Source organism: Bifidobacterium sp. ESL0732, from assembly GCF_029395535.1.
Lineage (GTDB): Bacteria > Actinomycetota > Actinomycetes > Actinomycetales > Bifidobacteriaceae > Bifidobacterium.
This window is the reverse complement of sequence record NZ_CP113920.1, coordinates 2,107,925-2,123,094: the sequence shown is the minus strand read 5'-3', so window position 1 is coordinate 2,123,094 and position 15,170 is coordinate 2,107,925. Positions and strand designations below refer to the sequence as shown.

Below are 15,170 nucleotides of genomic sequence, written 5' to 3'. Positions count from 1 at the left end.
GCGTTGTCATTGCTGTGTATGGATTACGATAGAGTGAGTACCGGCAATTTGGAAGTAAGGCAAAGGAGCGAATATGGCGGTTGATATTGAAGGCGGCATCATTAAAGATGGTGAATTGGCTCGTTTGGCTTTGATGCCCGAGGTGAGAGATGCGGCGCAGGCTGGCGTCGATCTCATTGCGCTTTGGCCGTTGGATACGGCTCAGAAGCTCGGCAACGACGCGAAATATGCCGAGGATTTGCAGGTTCTGGTCTGCCGGGCCGTCGCCGAGGTCATTACCGGCGAGGAAATCCCCATGGCCGACGCCGAATTCGTCTATGAAGGCGCGGTCAGCATTCCTGGACGTCCGCAGTCGATGGTCGACGCACTGATTGACGTCAACGATGCGTACGAGCAGATGGAAGACTATTCCCGTTCTGGTGATACCTCGTTGGTGATGGCCGGTGCTGGCGATCTCAATGTCGGTTGGGGCGAAAAGACGGTGAAGGCCGTGGCCGCTGCGCTTGAGGAGATCGAGCAGGCCGCGGGTGCCAGCGCCGTGTCGGGTGAAGGCGAGCAGGGCAGCGAGCAGGAAAATGATTCCACCCCGCACGGCCCGGACGTCGAGTCCGTGGCTCAGCGCCTTGCAGTGGTATTGGCCGCTATCAGCGGGTTGTTCGGTCTGGTCGAAAGCGACGAAGGCACCACGAAGGATGCGGATTCCGCCGCCCACAATGCGACTCCGATCATGCTCTATATCAACGAATTGTGCGAGCGCATGGCCATTCCGCGCATGTATTTGACCAGCCAGCAGTTCAAGGATCTGGTCGCCAAGTACGATGAAGCAGCCGGTGATGATGCTGGAGAAGACGCTCTTGATGCGGTTGCCGGGTTCGTCTCTCCGCTCGCCAAAGCCGAGTGGGAAAAGCACCACAACGACGTCGTCTATGACCCGGTTGCGGTGGCGAAGGCCGAAAAGGAAAAGGAAGAAAAGATGAGGAAGGCCAAGCTGGCCGAAAAATTCAAGGACATTCCGGAGGACAAGAACAAGCCGCCGGTGGAACTCTAGGATTAGCAAGTGGTCATATACCGTTGCGGTTTCTTTCGATATGGCCGCTTGATTCGTCTGAAACGGTAGAGTCGACTGAGCCAGGCTTAGTTCCTATACATTACAAAAACGTGCGTTACCGCAATTTGCTGGTAACGCACGTTTTTTTGAGTATCAATCATTATTCCGTTTTCTTGGGATTCTTATCGTTTGGGCCCATATCAGTCGGGCCCATATATCCCTGCGCTGGCTCCCCGCCGGAACCGGGCAGCTTCGTCTTGCCGTCGTGGCCACCGCCGGGTCGCGTATTTGCGTCGTACGGAGGTTCTTTAACGTTTGTGCCCTGTGGATTGTTGGTTGAATCAGCTGTGCTCATGATGCTTTTCCCTTCTGGTCGGCCACGCACGCCGCGGTGCGTCGGGTTGGCTCCAACAAGTGCTAGACGTACAAATTTATTTACATTGACTCATTATAGTAGTCCGTTCTATACATTTTTTAAAAATGCTACAGATTTTATGTTTTCTGTGATTTACCATTAATCGAAGCGATGACTAGTTTCTAAATGAATAAATAATATTATATTTGCAGATTTATGCACTATTGCCAGATGACGTGGTCATCGGCTCGCCACAAACCAAAAGCCCTTCGGATTCAACCGGAAGATGTATCCAAAGGGCCTTCTGATAGGGCGATCACCGTTTACTGAACGGAGTCGTTGCCGTTGTTTTCGTAGTTGTTTCCTGCGCCGAATCCGTTATCGGGTTGCGGTGTTTGCGGTGCCTGCGCTCCTTGTTGGCCTTGCTGCCTGAAAGGATTCTGGCTTTGGCTTGACGCTTTTGGTTGCGACGCGGCTTGGGGCGGGTATTGCGAATTTCCGGCCTGCGTGTATGGATTTTTCACAGATGCCGGTTGGCTCGGGGTCGGCGGATAGGGCTGATTGAAGGGATTCTGCTGTGGCATCGGTTGAGTGTATTCGCTGTATTGGTTACCCGCAGTATTTCCCTGATTCATCGGAGGCATGTATTGGCCGCTGGCAAAGGTTCCGGGAGCCGGGGCTTCGTCGAAACGCGCGCCTTGCGGATTGGGGCCAAGTACCATAAGCACGATTTGCAGGATTGCACCTGCGAAAACGCAAAGGAGACCCACGATTACTCCTCCTATGACGCCGGCTCCGAAGGCTCTCGAAACCAGTACGGATGGGTTCATCGCTGCGCCCACGCCAATGCCCACCCCAATGGATACGAGGAGAACGACCACTGCGGCGATATACAGGCCATACGGCAGCAACCACCACCAGCCAGACTTGTTCGAATCATGCAGACGGCGGACGGCAACGGAGATTTGGGGGATGATGATTGCAAGTTCCCAGATGGTGTCGATGAAGCTGGTGTCCTTGCCGAGCAGCGCCTGATCGAGTATGAAAATGACAATCGAGACAAGGAAAATGAACAGTTGCGACCACCAGTATTCGCTACGGCTGGCGCGGCCCGAGAACTTGACGTACTTGAGGAAGAAGCGCTTGACGGCTTCTATCGGCGTGCATCCGTAATACGGCATGTTCAACGGAACGGCCATCACAGGCCCGAAATTATTGGGGCCTTGGTTTGGATTGCCATAGGGCTGACCGGTCATATTTCCAGGGAATACAGGCGCCCCGCCTTGAGCGTCTGCAGGCTGGTTCGCCCCGAATTGAGGAGGAAGGCTGTTCTGGGTTTGCTGTGGATTGTTGTATTGTGACGACGGTTGTGATGCCTGAGGGGATGCGTTATATTGTGGCGTCGGTTGCGAACCGTTATATTGGGACGTCCCGTACTGAGGATTCTGATATTGCGATGTTGAGTTGGGCAGTGGCGGAATGCTGGATGATGCAGGGTTCTGGGAGAATCCATCGGGCCGGTTCGATTCCGAAGTCGAAGGCGACGAGGCTACGACATTATCAGAGGTTCCTGGAACGCCATTGCCTGTGTATGGATTGGGCTCCGAAGGAGTGTAATCCCCGTTGTTTTGCGGATTGATGTCGTTCATCGATTTCCTTTCGTTGAACTGTTCCTTGTTCTATGCATATTGCGATAACGGGTGAATATCCACATCGTCCAGATACAGCGTGAAGACACGACTTCACATATTTTTCTTTAGTTTAGCTGATAATAAGGAAAGCCACCAGCTTGAGACAACGTATTGGGTGAACGGTTTGGCCGTATTTTTCTGTTTTAAGGGATTTCGGGGCACGCGTTATTGGAATGATCAGAATTCGCTGTCATCCAGCGATATCGCGTCATCCTTGTCGGCCGGACCGAGCAACAGGCGTTCGACGAGCGAGACCAGTCCAAGCAGGATGCCAGTGAGTGCCACTACGACGATGGCGGCCGAAAAGATCATCGCTGTTTGGAACGAGTTGAACGCGCCCTGCAGCCACACACCCAGGCCGTTGGTCGCGCCGAGGTATTCCGCCGTGACGGCCGTGCCGAAAACGTAAGCGGCGCTGATGCGGATGCCGGAGAAAATCTGGCGGGCGGCGACGCGAAGTTTCACGTGGAACAGTGTCCATGGTTTCGTCGCTCCGCAGGTCAGCGCCACGTCCTGATAAAAGCGGGGAACGGCGGTTAAGCCGCGCGAGGTATCGACGGCAATCGAGAACAGGCCGAAGACGGTCACAAGAATGATTTTGCCAGCAGGGTTGAAGCCGAACCAGATCATGAAAAGCGGCGCGATGGTGATGATGGGGATGGTCTGCGCGGCCACGAGCAGCGGGTAGATGGCGCGGTTGGCGGTTTTTGAGGCGTAGAGGCCGATGCCGATGGCGATGCCGACGATGACCGCGATTGCGAACCCGGCTAGCGCCTCGCCGGTGGTTACGGCGGTTGCGGCCATTAGATCGGGCCAGGTAGCGACCATCGACGAAGCGATGGCAACGGGGGAGGCAAGCGTGGTCTCATTGACGAGATGAGCGCTTGCCGCAACCTGCCAAAGCGCGAGTACCGCGCCGATGGTCACGGTCGGTGGCAGGGCTTTCCACCACCAGTGTTGTGCGGCATGGCGTTGGTGATGTGCCACAGAGTCCATGATCGTGTCTCCTTCATTTGTCTTTATATTATCTTGGTGCGCCAAGATGGCTGTTTTCCGTCAATTGGGGGTTAATTCTTCGATATTTGGGGTACTTGGTGCGCCAAGACCCCCATTTTTGAGCGAATTGCTCTGATTTCTTCGATATTTGGGGTACTTGGTGCGCCAACATCGTTGAATTTAGAGAATTCGGGACAAATCTATGGGATAAGGGGGTACTTGGTGCGCCAACATCGTTATTTGGATGCACGAATTTGCGTGTTGTCGCTTGCAATGAGCTGTGGCCATACATTATGTGCAGTTTCTGGGTTGTGCAAAGAGGGACGTGCCCAATGGCATGAACTTTTTGGGTATCGGCTCCTTCATTCCACACACTTGTTGGTTGCGATTTCAGTGCTCCCGGAGTTTTGCAAAGGCTATCTCATTGCACGTACTTGTTGGTCGAAAGCTCGGCGGCTTGGGGCGCTTGGGCAAGCTTCTTGTTGTGCGAATCGGTGTAGGTGCCGGCGTTGTACTGGAAGTCCAGATATTTCTGGCCGTCTTCGGCATTGACCGTCGCCGTGAGCCTCTGGTCGGGCTTACCATCGGTGGTGTCATCGTTCATGCCGTTGCCACTCCAGTAACCTTCTTTCACGACCTTTTCCATCGAGGCCTTGGCGAGTTTCGGGTCGAGGTGGGAGGTTTTGGTCTGCGACACGAGGATGTCGGCAGCTTTGTCGGGATTGGCAAGAGCATAGTCATAACCGCGTCGCGCGGACTTGAGGAATTTCTGCAGATTGGCGACGTTCTGCGAATTCTTAAGCCAGGAGTTCTTCACCGCAAAACCCAGCTGGTCGGGATTGCCGGGCACGCCCCACTTGTCGGCGGCGAAGCAGTTCAGGGCCGGGCCGTTGAGCTGCGATTCCACTTCCTCCCAGTTGGCGTAGAAGCCGGCGAAATCGCCTTTGCCGCTGGTGAGCGTGCGGAAGGTGTTGGTGCCTGCCGTCGCAGTTTTGAAGTCACCGTCACCACCGGCATAACGGATCATCTGGCGCACTGAAGCGCTCTGCTCGGCCGAGCCGAAGGTAACGAAGGTCTTGCCTGCGAAATCCTTGGGCGTCTTGATGTCGGTGCGGCTCTTGAGGCTGCACCAGCGGGCGATGGGCTTTTGCGTCAGGTCGAAGACGAGCTTCAGGTCGGCGCCGTGCGCGTCGGCGTTGGCGAGGTCGGTCAGTTTCGAGAAGCCGATATTGGCCACTCCGTTCTGCACGCTGGTCTCGGCGCCGGCCTGGGCGGTCGGCAGAATTTTCACGTTGATACCTGCATCCTTGAAATATCCGAGCTGCTGGGCCACATACAGTCCGACATGATTGGTGTTCGGTGTCCAATCGAGCATGAAGGTCAGGGTTGGTTTACCGTTGGCGCTGGTCGTGCTGTTGTTGCCGGCGGAGCTGTTGCCGCCGTTTCCGCACGCAGCTAGCGAAAGGCCGATTGCCGCCGTCCCGATAATTGCCGCTGTCTTTGTGATCAGATTGTTCGGGCCATGCTTCAAACTGCGTTTGCTAGCGTTGAAAATCTGAGAAGAATTTCTTTTGATGCTCACCGTGAATCACCTTGCCTTTGTATTGCGGCCTGAGGCGACGCATGCGGAAAGGTGAGGAGTCCGCGCGACGAATCAGACCGATGTTAGGGGCGGAACGGAGCCAATCGACGTTTACCGCCGAAATGTTGGTGAGCGGGGTCGAAGGTCTGGAATACTGAGACTAATAACCTTGCTGATGCCGTATCCGTACCCTTGCGTTTACTGGATTATCGTCTTGGCGCAGCTGCTGCCACCAACCGCGCGAACATTGCTCAGTATAGCCGCAAGGGTTCGCAAGAGTTCCAAAAAGAATTTGCGATGGTCAAAAGCTGTTGCTGATGGCTGAATGAAACGATTTTATGAAGTTAATGTGACAGGCTCGATTTTTCTTTAACGTGCGTCGTGTGTCGTTTTTGTTGCTCAAGTTGTTGCGCTGTTGGAGCTGGAGCATATTGGCTGTTGCCTACCGCACGAACGGTTTTACGGAGTCGAAGCGGATTCCTGAAAACTTGGCAGACAAGGTGTTTGCCAATCGTTTTTTAAGACAGTGTGTACTGTCAAGTTTTTAGCTGAGAGAATGGTGTATAACGTTTGTCCTAAAAGTATGGCAATATTGTCGTATTAGGCAGGCATATGCTACGAAGGTGTTGTGAGTGCTCCCACGGGGGAAGTGGTTGAGGGTTATGGCACCGAAAGATGAGCATATAATATGATATAGTTGTAATACAGGGGGTTTGGCGGTGCGTGGTAAAGTCTGGCGTGTTGTTATAGCGTCGGTATGCGTTGCCGCTGGCCTTTTCAGCGTGGTTCCTGCAGGCGCTGCATCGTTGACAAGGTCGGCTTCGGCTCCGGTTTCTTCGAGTGCTGTACAAGATGACGAACATGACGTGGGTTCTTCCGCTGCAAATTCTGATTTATTGACTTCTATCCGTTCAGATAACTCGGCTGCATCCGGTAAATCCGGGGACACGACGAATACGAAGGTGTCGGCATCGTCGAAGACGACAGATAATTCGAAGTCTGAGCAGGCTGCGTCATCGTCGACGTTGGCTAAGAAGAGTGGTGAGGTTTCTGCGCAAAACGTGGGCGACCCGTGCCTGACGCTGTCATTCGACGGCAACGGTGCCTTGGGGGGAGTCCCGGCCGATATCACCGGTACGATCGACGCCGCCGGCGCGTGCCGGGTCCAGATTCCCGACTCCACGGGTATGACGCCTGCCAGTCCGGATCAGTCGTTCCGCGGGTGGTCTACGGATTCCGGAGCCATCACGACGGATTCAAACTATAGTCCCGGCAGGCACCAGTATGAGGTCGCAACGCTGCCGAGCAGCCCGGTTAAGCTCTATGCCGTCTGGCGTACCACACCCGCGCCCACCGATGTCAAGGCCGTCTATCACAGCGATAAAGACACCGTGACCGTCAGCGGCAAGGCCGACGACCTCACCGACCGCTACGGCACAGTGACGCTCTGTCTCGACGAATCGGCGAGCTCCACCTCTTGCACACCAAGCGGCATCAACGTCAGCTCGGTGTTTTCCGACCCAAGCGACTCCGGCAGGTTCGGCATCACAGCCACCGCCAACCGGCTCGACCCCACCGGTTACGGCACCCGTGGAACATGGGCGGGCGCTCTGGTGTGCCCGGCCGACACCCCGTTCCCCGCATTTGACGCCAGCCATCACCCCGTCAATGCGCAGTGTTCGATGATTGAAATCTTGACGAACAGCCGCAGCGGCGGTGTCGGCACCAATGTGGACGGCTTCACCATCGGCGGACGCTTCACCACGCCCTCCAATACCGACTATATGACCACCGACGGCGATTTCAAGAACGGTTCAGGCTTATACGACATATGGGTGTTCACGCGCAGCCAGAACTTCGAGGTCATGGGCACGCCGCAGCGTGCGGCCTGGCGCTATCAGTACACCGCCCCGCAGGCTCTGTCGGCTTCGGCCGTTAAAGCGACTTCGTCCGGTTCTAAGACGGCTGTGAAGTCCGGTTCCAAGGCTTCGGCGCCGGCATCGGCTTCAGCTTCGGCCGCCGCGCGCGCCGCATCCGGCACCGTCTCGACACGTTCCGACCCTGTCCCCTCGAGAACCCAGGAGTTCAGGGTTCAAGGCTCGGGAAGCCATACGTGGAGTGTGACTTTCTCGGCGGCTGATTTCGTCGGCTGGTACCCCCGTGACACGAACTACTATCTTTCCGCTGTCTTGACGCTTGACAGTGCCGGCTTCACGACGCCCGCGACGTCTGCATTGGCCAAGAAGTCGGCCGTGCTGCCTTGGCTTGAGGTCGATCTCGACAGCAACGCCGCGCACTCGGGACCCACCGCAACCCTGTCGCCCCTGTACGCATTTCTCGACGGCGACAGTAACAGTTTCAAAGTCACCCTGCCCGGTCAGGCCTCCATACCCGGGGCCAGCGGCAAGCTTCTCGGCTGGAGCAGCGACGCGGAGGCCAGCTCGTCGTCCGGCACCATCTATGCGGTGGGCAAGCAAGGAATACCGACCACCGGCGGCATCGCCTCATCGTCCGGCCACGGCACCATCGTCACCCTTTACGCGATATGGGGCGTGCCGCCCACGCCCTACGATCTGAAGATCGCATACCACCGCTCCACCGACACGGTGGACGTGACCGGCAAGGTCGACACCGGCACTGACACCGGCGACGTCGTCTCCGTTTGCATGACCGACGAGGCTCATTCGGGCTCTTGCGAGAACACTTCGGGCATCAGGGTCGAGGGAATGAAGGTCGACCCCGAGGACCCCGGCAAGATTTCCATCACCGGCACCGCCGACAGCCTCAAAGGAAATGACGTCCAAAAGGGCACCTGGGTCCAGGCTCTGGTCTGTCCGGCCGGGGTGCGTTTCCCGAACTTCACCAGCGGTGGTGCGACCAGCGATCCGTCGAATCGTGATTGCTCGAACATCGAGATGCTCACCGAAAACGGCAGCGACGGCCGGTTGCACAGCATGGGTGTAACGGATAAGCGCGATGGGTTCAAGATCGGTGGTCATTACGATACCGTTCACCTCGCCGAGGAACAGGAGTGGACCACTTCCGACAGCGATTTCAAGAAGGGCCACGGTCTCTACGACATCTGGATCTACGAGCGCGATGAGCACTTCGCAATCGTCCGCAACAACATCAAGCTGATCGGCAACTACGGTTTCTATGACGACAGCAAAAAGCCGCAGGGCACCGACAGCATGTACGTCCAGCTGCATGGAACCGGTGTGCAGGACTGGACGATCTCCTATCCGAAAGACACCTTCGTCGCCAAATTCCCCATAGGCACCGAGCATCATCTTCAGGTGCGGCTGAACATAGGCGAGGTCGTCTCCGAGCCGGCCGATCTGGATGGCACGTTGCCGTGGCTCAAGGCGACCTTCAAGGCGAACGCAAGCAATCACGGCTCCGGCACCCCGCCCGGCGAGCTTAGGGCATTGATTGATTATGACGAGAGGAACGGGCTGATTACGCTGCCTGCCCAGGGTGATCTTACGGGGCCTGAGGGTTTCGATTTTATCGGTTGGAACCGGAACCTCGCCGCTAACGAAGCAGGCAAAGACGATATGCGGCCTGGTCATTCTTCTGCCAACGACACGAGGGCCTCTGCCGCAGCGTACTTTGATCAGCAAAAAAAGGACGTTGACTACGATAAGTCTCCCACTGAAACCGATGTGACTCTATATGCCATCTGGCGCAGAGCGGGGTCCGTGCTGCCCCTGACTGGCGGATTGCCGCGGATGTTGGTGTTGTTGGCAGCATTGCTCGGCATCTCGCTGATGGTGCTTGGCGTCACGCATGTATTACGCGAGCGGTTCACCAAAAGCCGCTGATTCTGGATTGGCTCCAGATACTTCGAGTGTTCGGAGCATCTCGGTTTTGGCTACTGGCTGTTTCGAACGTCGCAATCTCGTTGAATGTCTTTTATGGTTGGTCTGTTTCCGACCTTTTCGGTTGTTCGAATTGCGCAAGCTCTTTCGCGGTCGGGCCGGTTGCGATAACCTAGATGCATGAGTGAAAACAACAGCAACGAACTGCGCATCGCCGTCGTCGGCGCCGGCCCTGCGGGCGTCTATTCATCCGACATCTTCCTACGCGAGCTGAAGAAGAAGGCCGCCGACCTCGGGCTGCCTGGCCACGCGCGTATCGATCTGTTCGAAAAGCTACCGGTGCCGTTCGGTCTCGTGCGTTACGGCGTCGCGCCCGACCATCCGGCCATCAAGTTCATCGCCGACGCGTTGGAGAAGACGCTGGACAACCCTGATATCCATTTGTATTGCGATGTGCAATTTGGTCGTGATCTGACCCTCGACGACCTGATGCCGCGCTACGACGCGGTGCTCTTTGCTACGGGCGCGGTGGCCGACCGGCCACTGACTATTCCCGGGGCCGACCTCGACGGCGTGTACGGCGCTGCGCGGTTCGTGGAGTGGTATGACGGGTATCCCACGGGTGCCCGTACTTGGCCGCTCGATGCCGAGAAGGTGGCCGTCATCGGCGGTGGCAACGTGGCGATGGACGTCTCGCGCGAACTGATGCGCAATGCCGATGACCTTAAGGCTCGTACCGATATTCCCGATAATGTCTATGAAGGAATCAAAACCAACAAGGCCCGAGAGCTGCACCTCTTTATTCGTCGTGGCGTGGCTCAGGCCAAGTTTAGCGTGCAGGAGTTGCGCGAACTCGAGAAGCTGCCGGGTGTACAGATCATCATCAACGAGGACGATTTCGACCTCGACGATGACACTGTCGAGCAGGCCGGCAAGGACAAGCTCACCCGCCAGATGGTCGAGGAACTCTACGCCATCCGCGATATGGCTGAGGATATGCAAGACGACGGCGGTGTCGATTTCGAAGGCAATCCTGCGCCGAAGAAGTATTACATGCACTTCAACTCTGCTCCGACGCAGGTGCTGGGCGAGGACGGCAAGGTCGTCGGCCTGCACGTCGAGCACACCGAAACCGGAGCCGATGGCGTGATGCGCCACACCGGCGAATTCACCGACTATCCGGTTCAGGCCGTCTACCATGCCATCGGCTACAAGCCGGCGAGCGTGCCGGGTGTGGCCTACGACGAGCAGCGCGATGTGCTGGCCAACGAAGAGGGCCGCATCCTCGCCGAACCAGCGCTCACCGCGGAAACCGGCAAGAGCACCGTTCGTCCTCGCCTCTATGCGACCGGCTGGGCCAAGCGCGGACCCGTCGGCCTGATCGGTTCCACCAAGTCCGATGCGCTGTTGATCGTTGGTAACATGCTGGATGATCTTTCCAAGGCCGAGGACGTTGATGGCGCCGGCAAAGGCTGCGTCGCCGCCGACCGTGATCCCGAGTCCATCGACCGCCTGCTCGCCTCGCGCGGCGTCAAGCCCATCGACTTCGCCGGCTGGAAGAAGGTCGACGCCTACGAGCGAGCCGAGGGTGCGAAAGAAGGCCGCGAGCACAAGAAGGTCATCGATCCCGACCAGCTGCGCGCTTTGGCATTGGGCTGATTGCAGCGTACCTTGACATTAGGCTGAGTGCGAAGATTCGTTTCGCTGGTGTCAACCGGTGCCAGGCTTTCTTTGACGAAGGCCTGGCATCTTTTGTATGTGTGGCCGTTGGTCGAGTGTGCATGTCACGTTTGCCATCGAGGATGCGATGATACTCACTGTTTTACTGCTGCTTTCGTGAGTTTGCACGCATGTTCGATTGAACATGCGATGATAATCAGCATTTCGGTGCCGTTTTCTTGATTTTCATCGCATCGTCGAAAGTGTTGACATCGAATGTGCCGGATTGTTGCGGTTCAAAGCAGTTCTCACGTGCAGATGGATGTTATGAGACGGTGTCATACTGCTTTTCGACGCAGTTTGGGCAATTGGTCGATACAGCCAACGTTCAGCGAAAATACAGGCTGATTCGTTAGGCTGTAGTGTATGGAAGGCAAGATCAAAGTACACGGCCACTTGAACGGCCTCAAAACCACGCTCCTTTTCGGAGTTATGTGGGCCATCATCATGCTTATTTGGTGGCTTACCGGTGCCAGCCGTGACACGCTTATCTACTACATTTTCATCGGGCTTGCGTCGACCTTCATCTCCTATTGGTTCTCCGACCGCATCTCCATCGCTTCGATGGGTGCGCAACAGGTTTCGGAGCAGCAAGCGCCCGAGCTCTACCGTATCGTGCGCGAACTTTCCGCCCGCGCCGGCAAGCCGATGCCGCGTATCTATATCGCAGCGACCATGAGCCCGAACGCATTCGCCACCGGCCGCAACGAGCGTCACGCCGCCGTTTGCTGCACGCAGGGCATCCTGCAGATCCTCAATGAGCGCGAGTTGCGCGGCGTGCTCGGCCATGAGCTGATGCACGTCTACAATCACGACATCCTCACTTCTGCGGTGGCCAGCGCGATGGCGACGGTGATTACTTATTTGGGCTATATGCTGATGTTCTTCGGTGGCGGACGAGACAATGATGACCGCGATTCCGGGATTTTTGGACTGCTTGGTGTGGCACTTAGCTCGATTCTCGCGCCCATCGGTGCTTCGCTGATTCAGCTGGCGATTTCCCGAACCCGCGAATACGACGCGGATGAAGACGGCAGCAAACTCACCGGCGACCCAGCAGCGCTTGCCTCGGCCCTCAATAAGATTACGTCCGGAGCGGCCGCCAACCCGATGCCGCAGACCGCCGGCACCCAGTCCGCCGCCGCGATGATGATTGCCAACCCCTTCTCCGACGAGGGCTTCAGCCGTCTCTTCTCCACGCATCCTCCCACCCAGGAACGCATCAACCGTCTGATGCAGATGGCTCAGGAGATGCAGGGCGTCGGGGCTGGCCCGAATGGAGGGAAACGTTTCAATCGCTTGGGGTCCGACGAATCGGCTCAGGTCGCTTACTGAAATAGTTTGTGCTGCGGATGCGGCGGTTTTGGAAGTGTGGAGCCAATGATATTGGTTGCGCGTTGCATTGGCGTTGGAATAATACCGGTAGATTGGCGATATTGGCGGGTGGCTCACGACAATACCGGATTGATTCTTCGAGGGTGATTAGCAGGGATTCATAGCTACAAGAGCTGATTATCGACAGCTGATCCTATTTATCCTGTTGCAATTATGGTTAGTATGTCCTCAACCAAGCCGTCTTTGGCATCTTTAGCGGCGCTCGTTGACTTTCTTGTTGATTTTGCTGACGGTTATCTTTTCGTTTGCAATGATGATAATCCAAATCGCGGCATATACGCACACGAATGCCGCCACCACGCTCGCCAGGCCGCCGGGAATCTGTTTGAAAGTCCAGCCATTGACCAGAATCCATCCGATGGTCAGCGTAAAGGTCAGCACGCAGTGGACGATATAGCCCCAAAGATATCCATCGCTCACCAAGAACGTCAGCTCTCCGATGAGTGCGCTCAAAACGAACATGGTCAGAATGCTGAAGGTATTGACAGGTATCCATCCGGGCACGATGGCGGTGGTCAGCAAGAAGAAGAATGAGCCAAAGCCGAGTCCAGTGGCAGCGTTGTGAAAGATATTGCGGAGAAGCACCTTTTTGCCCTTGAAGGGGTTTGTTTCGTTGTTGCTGACTCTAGCGTTCGTTTGAGGCACACTTTTCATACATTCCAATATCTTTCCCTTAATAAATTGGATATTTGCTATTTATTAACCCAATAATATAATTCTGATTGTATAACGCCCGTTCGATATGGCTTACATAATGTCAATTGGTTGACGAAAGCATCACAAAATCATCACAATCGTTATTTTTCAAGGATTTGTGAATATAGCAGTCCATTTTCTTTTGGGTTATATCAATTGGTTGATGCATCGATTAGGCATCTTTCCCTTTCGGTTACCTAACGCATTGTTTCGTAGCCCTGTGCTAAACTCACTATTTGTGTGCGCGTCAATGTGCGTGCGTCGCTGCGGATGTAGTTCATCGGTAGAATGGAAGCTTCCCAAGCTTCAGAGGCGGGTTCGACTCCCGTCATCCGCTCTTTTCTTTGATTCATGAAAACTGTTGCAAATAAAGGATTTTCAACGCGTGGGTATTCTCCCTAAAATTCTGAAAGGGCACAAAAAGGGCACAGTTTTTGAATCAATTTAAAACGCGAAAAAGCCCACATTCTGACATTTAATTCGGAAGTCTTCTTGGCGCTTAGTTTGCTTGAAATAATGGGATGAAAACGGCGACATGTTCAACAGAAGAAAGTGGAGGAGGCAGGAATCGAACCGTGCATCTCCGCCTTGCGGCGGGCTCTACCATTGAGTTAATCCCCCAAAGTCGTACATCGTCGGATTTCGTTTCCGCTCCAACGCTGAACGCTTGACTACTATATCATAGTATTTTTGATTCCGTTATCGGCAAAGTGCCAGTGACGGAATCAATGGCGAGGCTCGCGGCAATAATGGAACCATGACCATTGCAACCCCTGAACGATATCGTGAAATGCTGGAATCCGCGCGGCATAACGGCTACGCGTATCCTGCGATCAACGTGACCAGTACCCAGACGCTCAACGCCGCGCTGCAGGGGTTTGCCGAGGCCGAATCCGATGGCATCATTCAGGTTTCGGTGGGCGGCGCGTCTTATTTTTCCGGGCAAAGCGTGAACGATCGTGTCACCGGTTCGCTGGCGTTTGCAGCGTTTGCGCATGAGGTGGCCGCAAAATATCCGAATATTTCCATTGCCTTACATACCGACCATTGCGCCAAGCCGTATCTCGATGGCTGGGTGCGGCCGCTGCTCGCACGCGAAGTAGAGGAAGTGAAGCACGGCCATGAGCCGATGTTTCAGTCCCATATGTGGGACGGGTCGACGGTACCGTTGGAGAAAAACCTCGACGTCGCCGAAGAGTTGCTGGATTTGTCGGCCAAAGCCCATACCGTCTTGGAAATCGAAATCGGTGCGGTCGGCGGCGAAGAGGACGGGCATCGCGCGGATATCGACGAAAAGCTCTATTCCACGCCAGACGAAGGTGTCACCGTCGCACGTCGGCTCGGGCTGGGGGAGCGCGGCGCCTATATGGCTGCGTTTACGTTCGGCAATGTTCACGGCGCTTACAAGCCTGGAGTGGTGAGGCTGCGCCCGGAATTGCTTGGCGAAATCCAGCGCGAGGTGGCTTCTGCAGCAAAGGCGGGCAACCTGGGAAGCCGCTATACGGAAGCCGATTTGCATGACAATAAGCCATTTATGCTTGTTTTCCACGGCGGCTCAGGTTCATCGAAAGGTGATATTACGGCCGCGGTCCATTACGGCGTGATCAAAATGAACATCGACACCGACACCCAGTACGCCTTTACCCGCGCTGTCGCCGGCCACATGTTCGAGCACTACGATTCCGTGCTCAAAGTCGACGGCGAGGTGGGCGAGAAGCGTTACTACGACCCGCGTTCATGGGGACGCACGGCTGAAGACGCGATGGCCAAACGCGTGGTCGAAGCCTGCGTCGAGTTGGGGTCGGCCGGCAAAGCGTTGAAATAGGATTTATCGGTTACTACTGCTTTTATCCGCTTCGATGGTGAT

The 15,170-nt window shown here is 55.7% G+C and carries 10 protein-coding genes and 1 tRNA gene; 6 read left to right on the top strand and 5 right to left on the bottom strand.

The annotated features are described in order from the left end of the window. Positions 1–73 precede the first annotated feature (73 nt). On the top strand, positions 74–1,048 hold the full coding sequence (locus tag OZX70_RS08105) for a hypothetical protein (RefSeq protein ID WP_277180604.1): 975 nt from the start codon (positions 74–76) through the stop codon (positions 1,046–1,048). A 160-nt stretch (positions 1,049–1,208) separates the two neighbouring features. On the opposite strand, the gene OZX70_RS08100 is transcribed toward OZX70_RS08105, so the two are convergent. The 4 genes from OZX70_RS08100 to OZX70_RS08085 form a co-directional block, all read right to left on the bottom strand. Continuing rightward, entirely contained in the window at positions 1,209–1,403 is a 195-nt protein-coding gene (locus OZX70_RS08100; protein ID WP_277180602.1) for a hypothetical protein, read from the bottom strand. A 323-nt stretch (positions 1,404–1,726) separates the two neighbouring features. After that, positions 1,727–3,052: a DUF805 domain-containing protein gene (locus OZX70_RS08095; protein WP_277180600.1), complete on the bottom strand. Its 1,326-nt coding sequence runs from the start codon at positions 3,050–3,052 to the stop codon at positions 1,727–1,729. 219 nt (positions 3,053–3,271) lie between these two features. Then, the gene (locus OZX70_RS08090) at positions 3,272–4,090 is read right to left on the bottom strand and encodes an ABC transporter permease (protein ID WP_277180598.1); all 819 of its coding nucleotides are present in this window, start codon (positions 4,088–4,090) and stop codon (positions 3,272–3,274) included. Between the two features lie 421 nt (positions 4,091–4,511). Continuing rightward, positions 4,512–5,621 carry an ABC transporter substrate-binding protein gene (locus OZX70_RS08085; protein ID WP_348519446.1) on the bottom strand — a complete coding sequence of 370 codons (1,110 nt, stop codon included), beginning with the start codon at positions 5,619–5,621 and terminating at the stop codon, positions 4,512–4,514. A gap of 1,013 nt (positions 5,622–6,634) precedes the next feature. Between OZX70_RS08085 and OZX70_RS08080 the strand changes: the two genes are divergently transcribed. The 3 genes from OZX70_RS08080 to htpX all read left to right on the top strand — a co-directional run bounded on the left by OZX70_RS08080 (position 6,635) and on the right by htpX (position 12,547). After that, positions 6,635–9,496: a hypothetical protein gene (locus tag OZX70_RS08080; RefSeq protein WP_277180594.1), complete on the top strand. Its 2,862-nt coding sequence runs from the start codon at positions 6,635–6,637 to the stop codon at positions 9,494–9,496. Positions 9,497–9,673: 177 nt separating this feature from the next. Further along, complete coding sequence (locus OZX70_RS08075) at positions 9,674–11,152, top strand: FAD-dependent oxidoreductase (RefSeq protein ID WP_277180592.1); 1,479 nt, start codon at positions 9,674–9,676, stop codon at positions 11,150–11,152. Between the two features lie 426 nt (positions 11,153–11,578). Then, positions 11,579–12,547, top strand: a complete 969-nt coding sequence (gene htpX / locus OZX70_RS08070) for a zinc metalloprotease HtpX (RefSeq protein ID WP_277180590.1) — start codon at positions 11,579–11,581, stop codon at positions 12,545–12,547. Between the two features lie 252 nt (positions 12,548–12,799). Here htpX and OZX70_RS08065 read toward each other — a convergent pair whose 3' ends face one another. Further along, entirely contained in the window at positions 12,800–13,261 is a 462-nt protein-coding gene (locus OZX70_RS08065) for a DUF3021 family protein (protein WP_277180587.1), read from the bottom strand. Positions 13,262–13,569: 308 nt separating this feature from the next. Here OZX70_RS08065 and OZX70_RS08060 point away from each other — a divergent pair. Together OZX70_RS08060 and fbaA are read left to right on the top strand one after the other, a co-directional pair. Then, positions 13,570–13,640: transfer RNA gene (locus OZX70_RS08060), tRNA-Gly, on the top strand. A 420-nt stretch (positions 13,641–14,060) separates the two neighbouring features. Further along, a complete protein-coding gene (gene fbaA / locus OZX70_RS08055; RefSeq protein WP_277180585.1) occupies positions 14,061–15,128 on the top strand; it encodes a class II fructose-bisphosphate aldolase in 1,068 nt (355 codons plus the stop codon). The last annotated feature ends 42 nt before the right edge of the window (positions 15,129–15,170 follow it).

Bases quoted from the DNA above. Each gene is read 5' to 3' on its own strand.
- OZX70_RS08105 (WP_277180604.1), top strand. From the start codon at position 74: ATGGCGGTTGATATTGAAGGCGGCATCATTAAAGATGGTGAATTGGCT.
- OZX70_RS08100 (WP_277180602.1), bottom strand. From the start codon at position 1,403: ATGAGCACAGCTGATTCAACCAACAATCCACAGGGCACAAACGTTAAA.
- OZX70_RS08095 (WP_277180600.1), bottom strand. From the start codon at position 3,052: ATGAACGACATCAATCCGCAAAACAACGGGGATTACACTCCTTCGGAG.
- OZX70_RS08090 (WP_277180598.1), bottom strand. From the start codon at position 4,090: ATGGACTCTGTGGCACATCACCAACGCCATGCCGCACAACACTGGTGG.
- OZX70_RS08075 (WP_277180592.1), top strand. From the start codon at position 9,674: ATGAGTGAAAACAACAGCAACGAACTGCGCATCGCCGTCGTCGGCGCC.
- htpX (WP_277180590.1), top strand. From the start codon at position 11,579: ATGGAAGGCAAGATCAAAGTACACGGCCACTTGAACGGCCTCAAAACC.
- OZX70_RS08065 (WP_277180587.1), bottom strand. From the start codon at position 13,261: ATGAAAAGTGTGCCTCAAACGAACGCTAGAGTCAGCAACAACGAAACA.
- fbaA (WP_277180585.1), top strand. From the start codon at position 14,061: ATGACCATTGCAACCCCTGAACGATATCGTGAAATGCTGGAATCCGCG.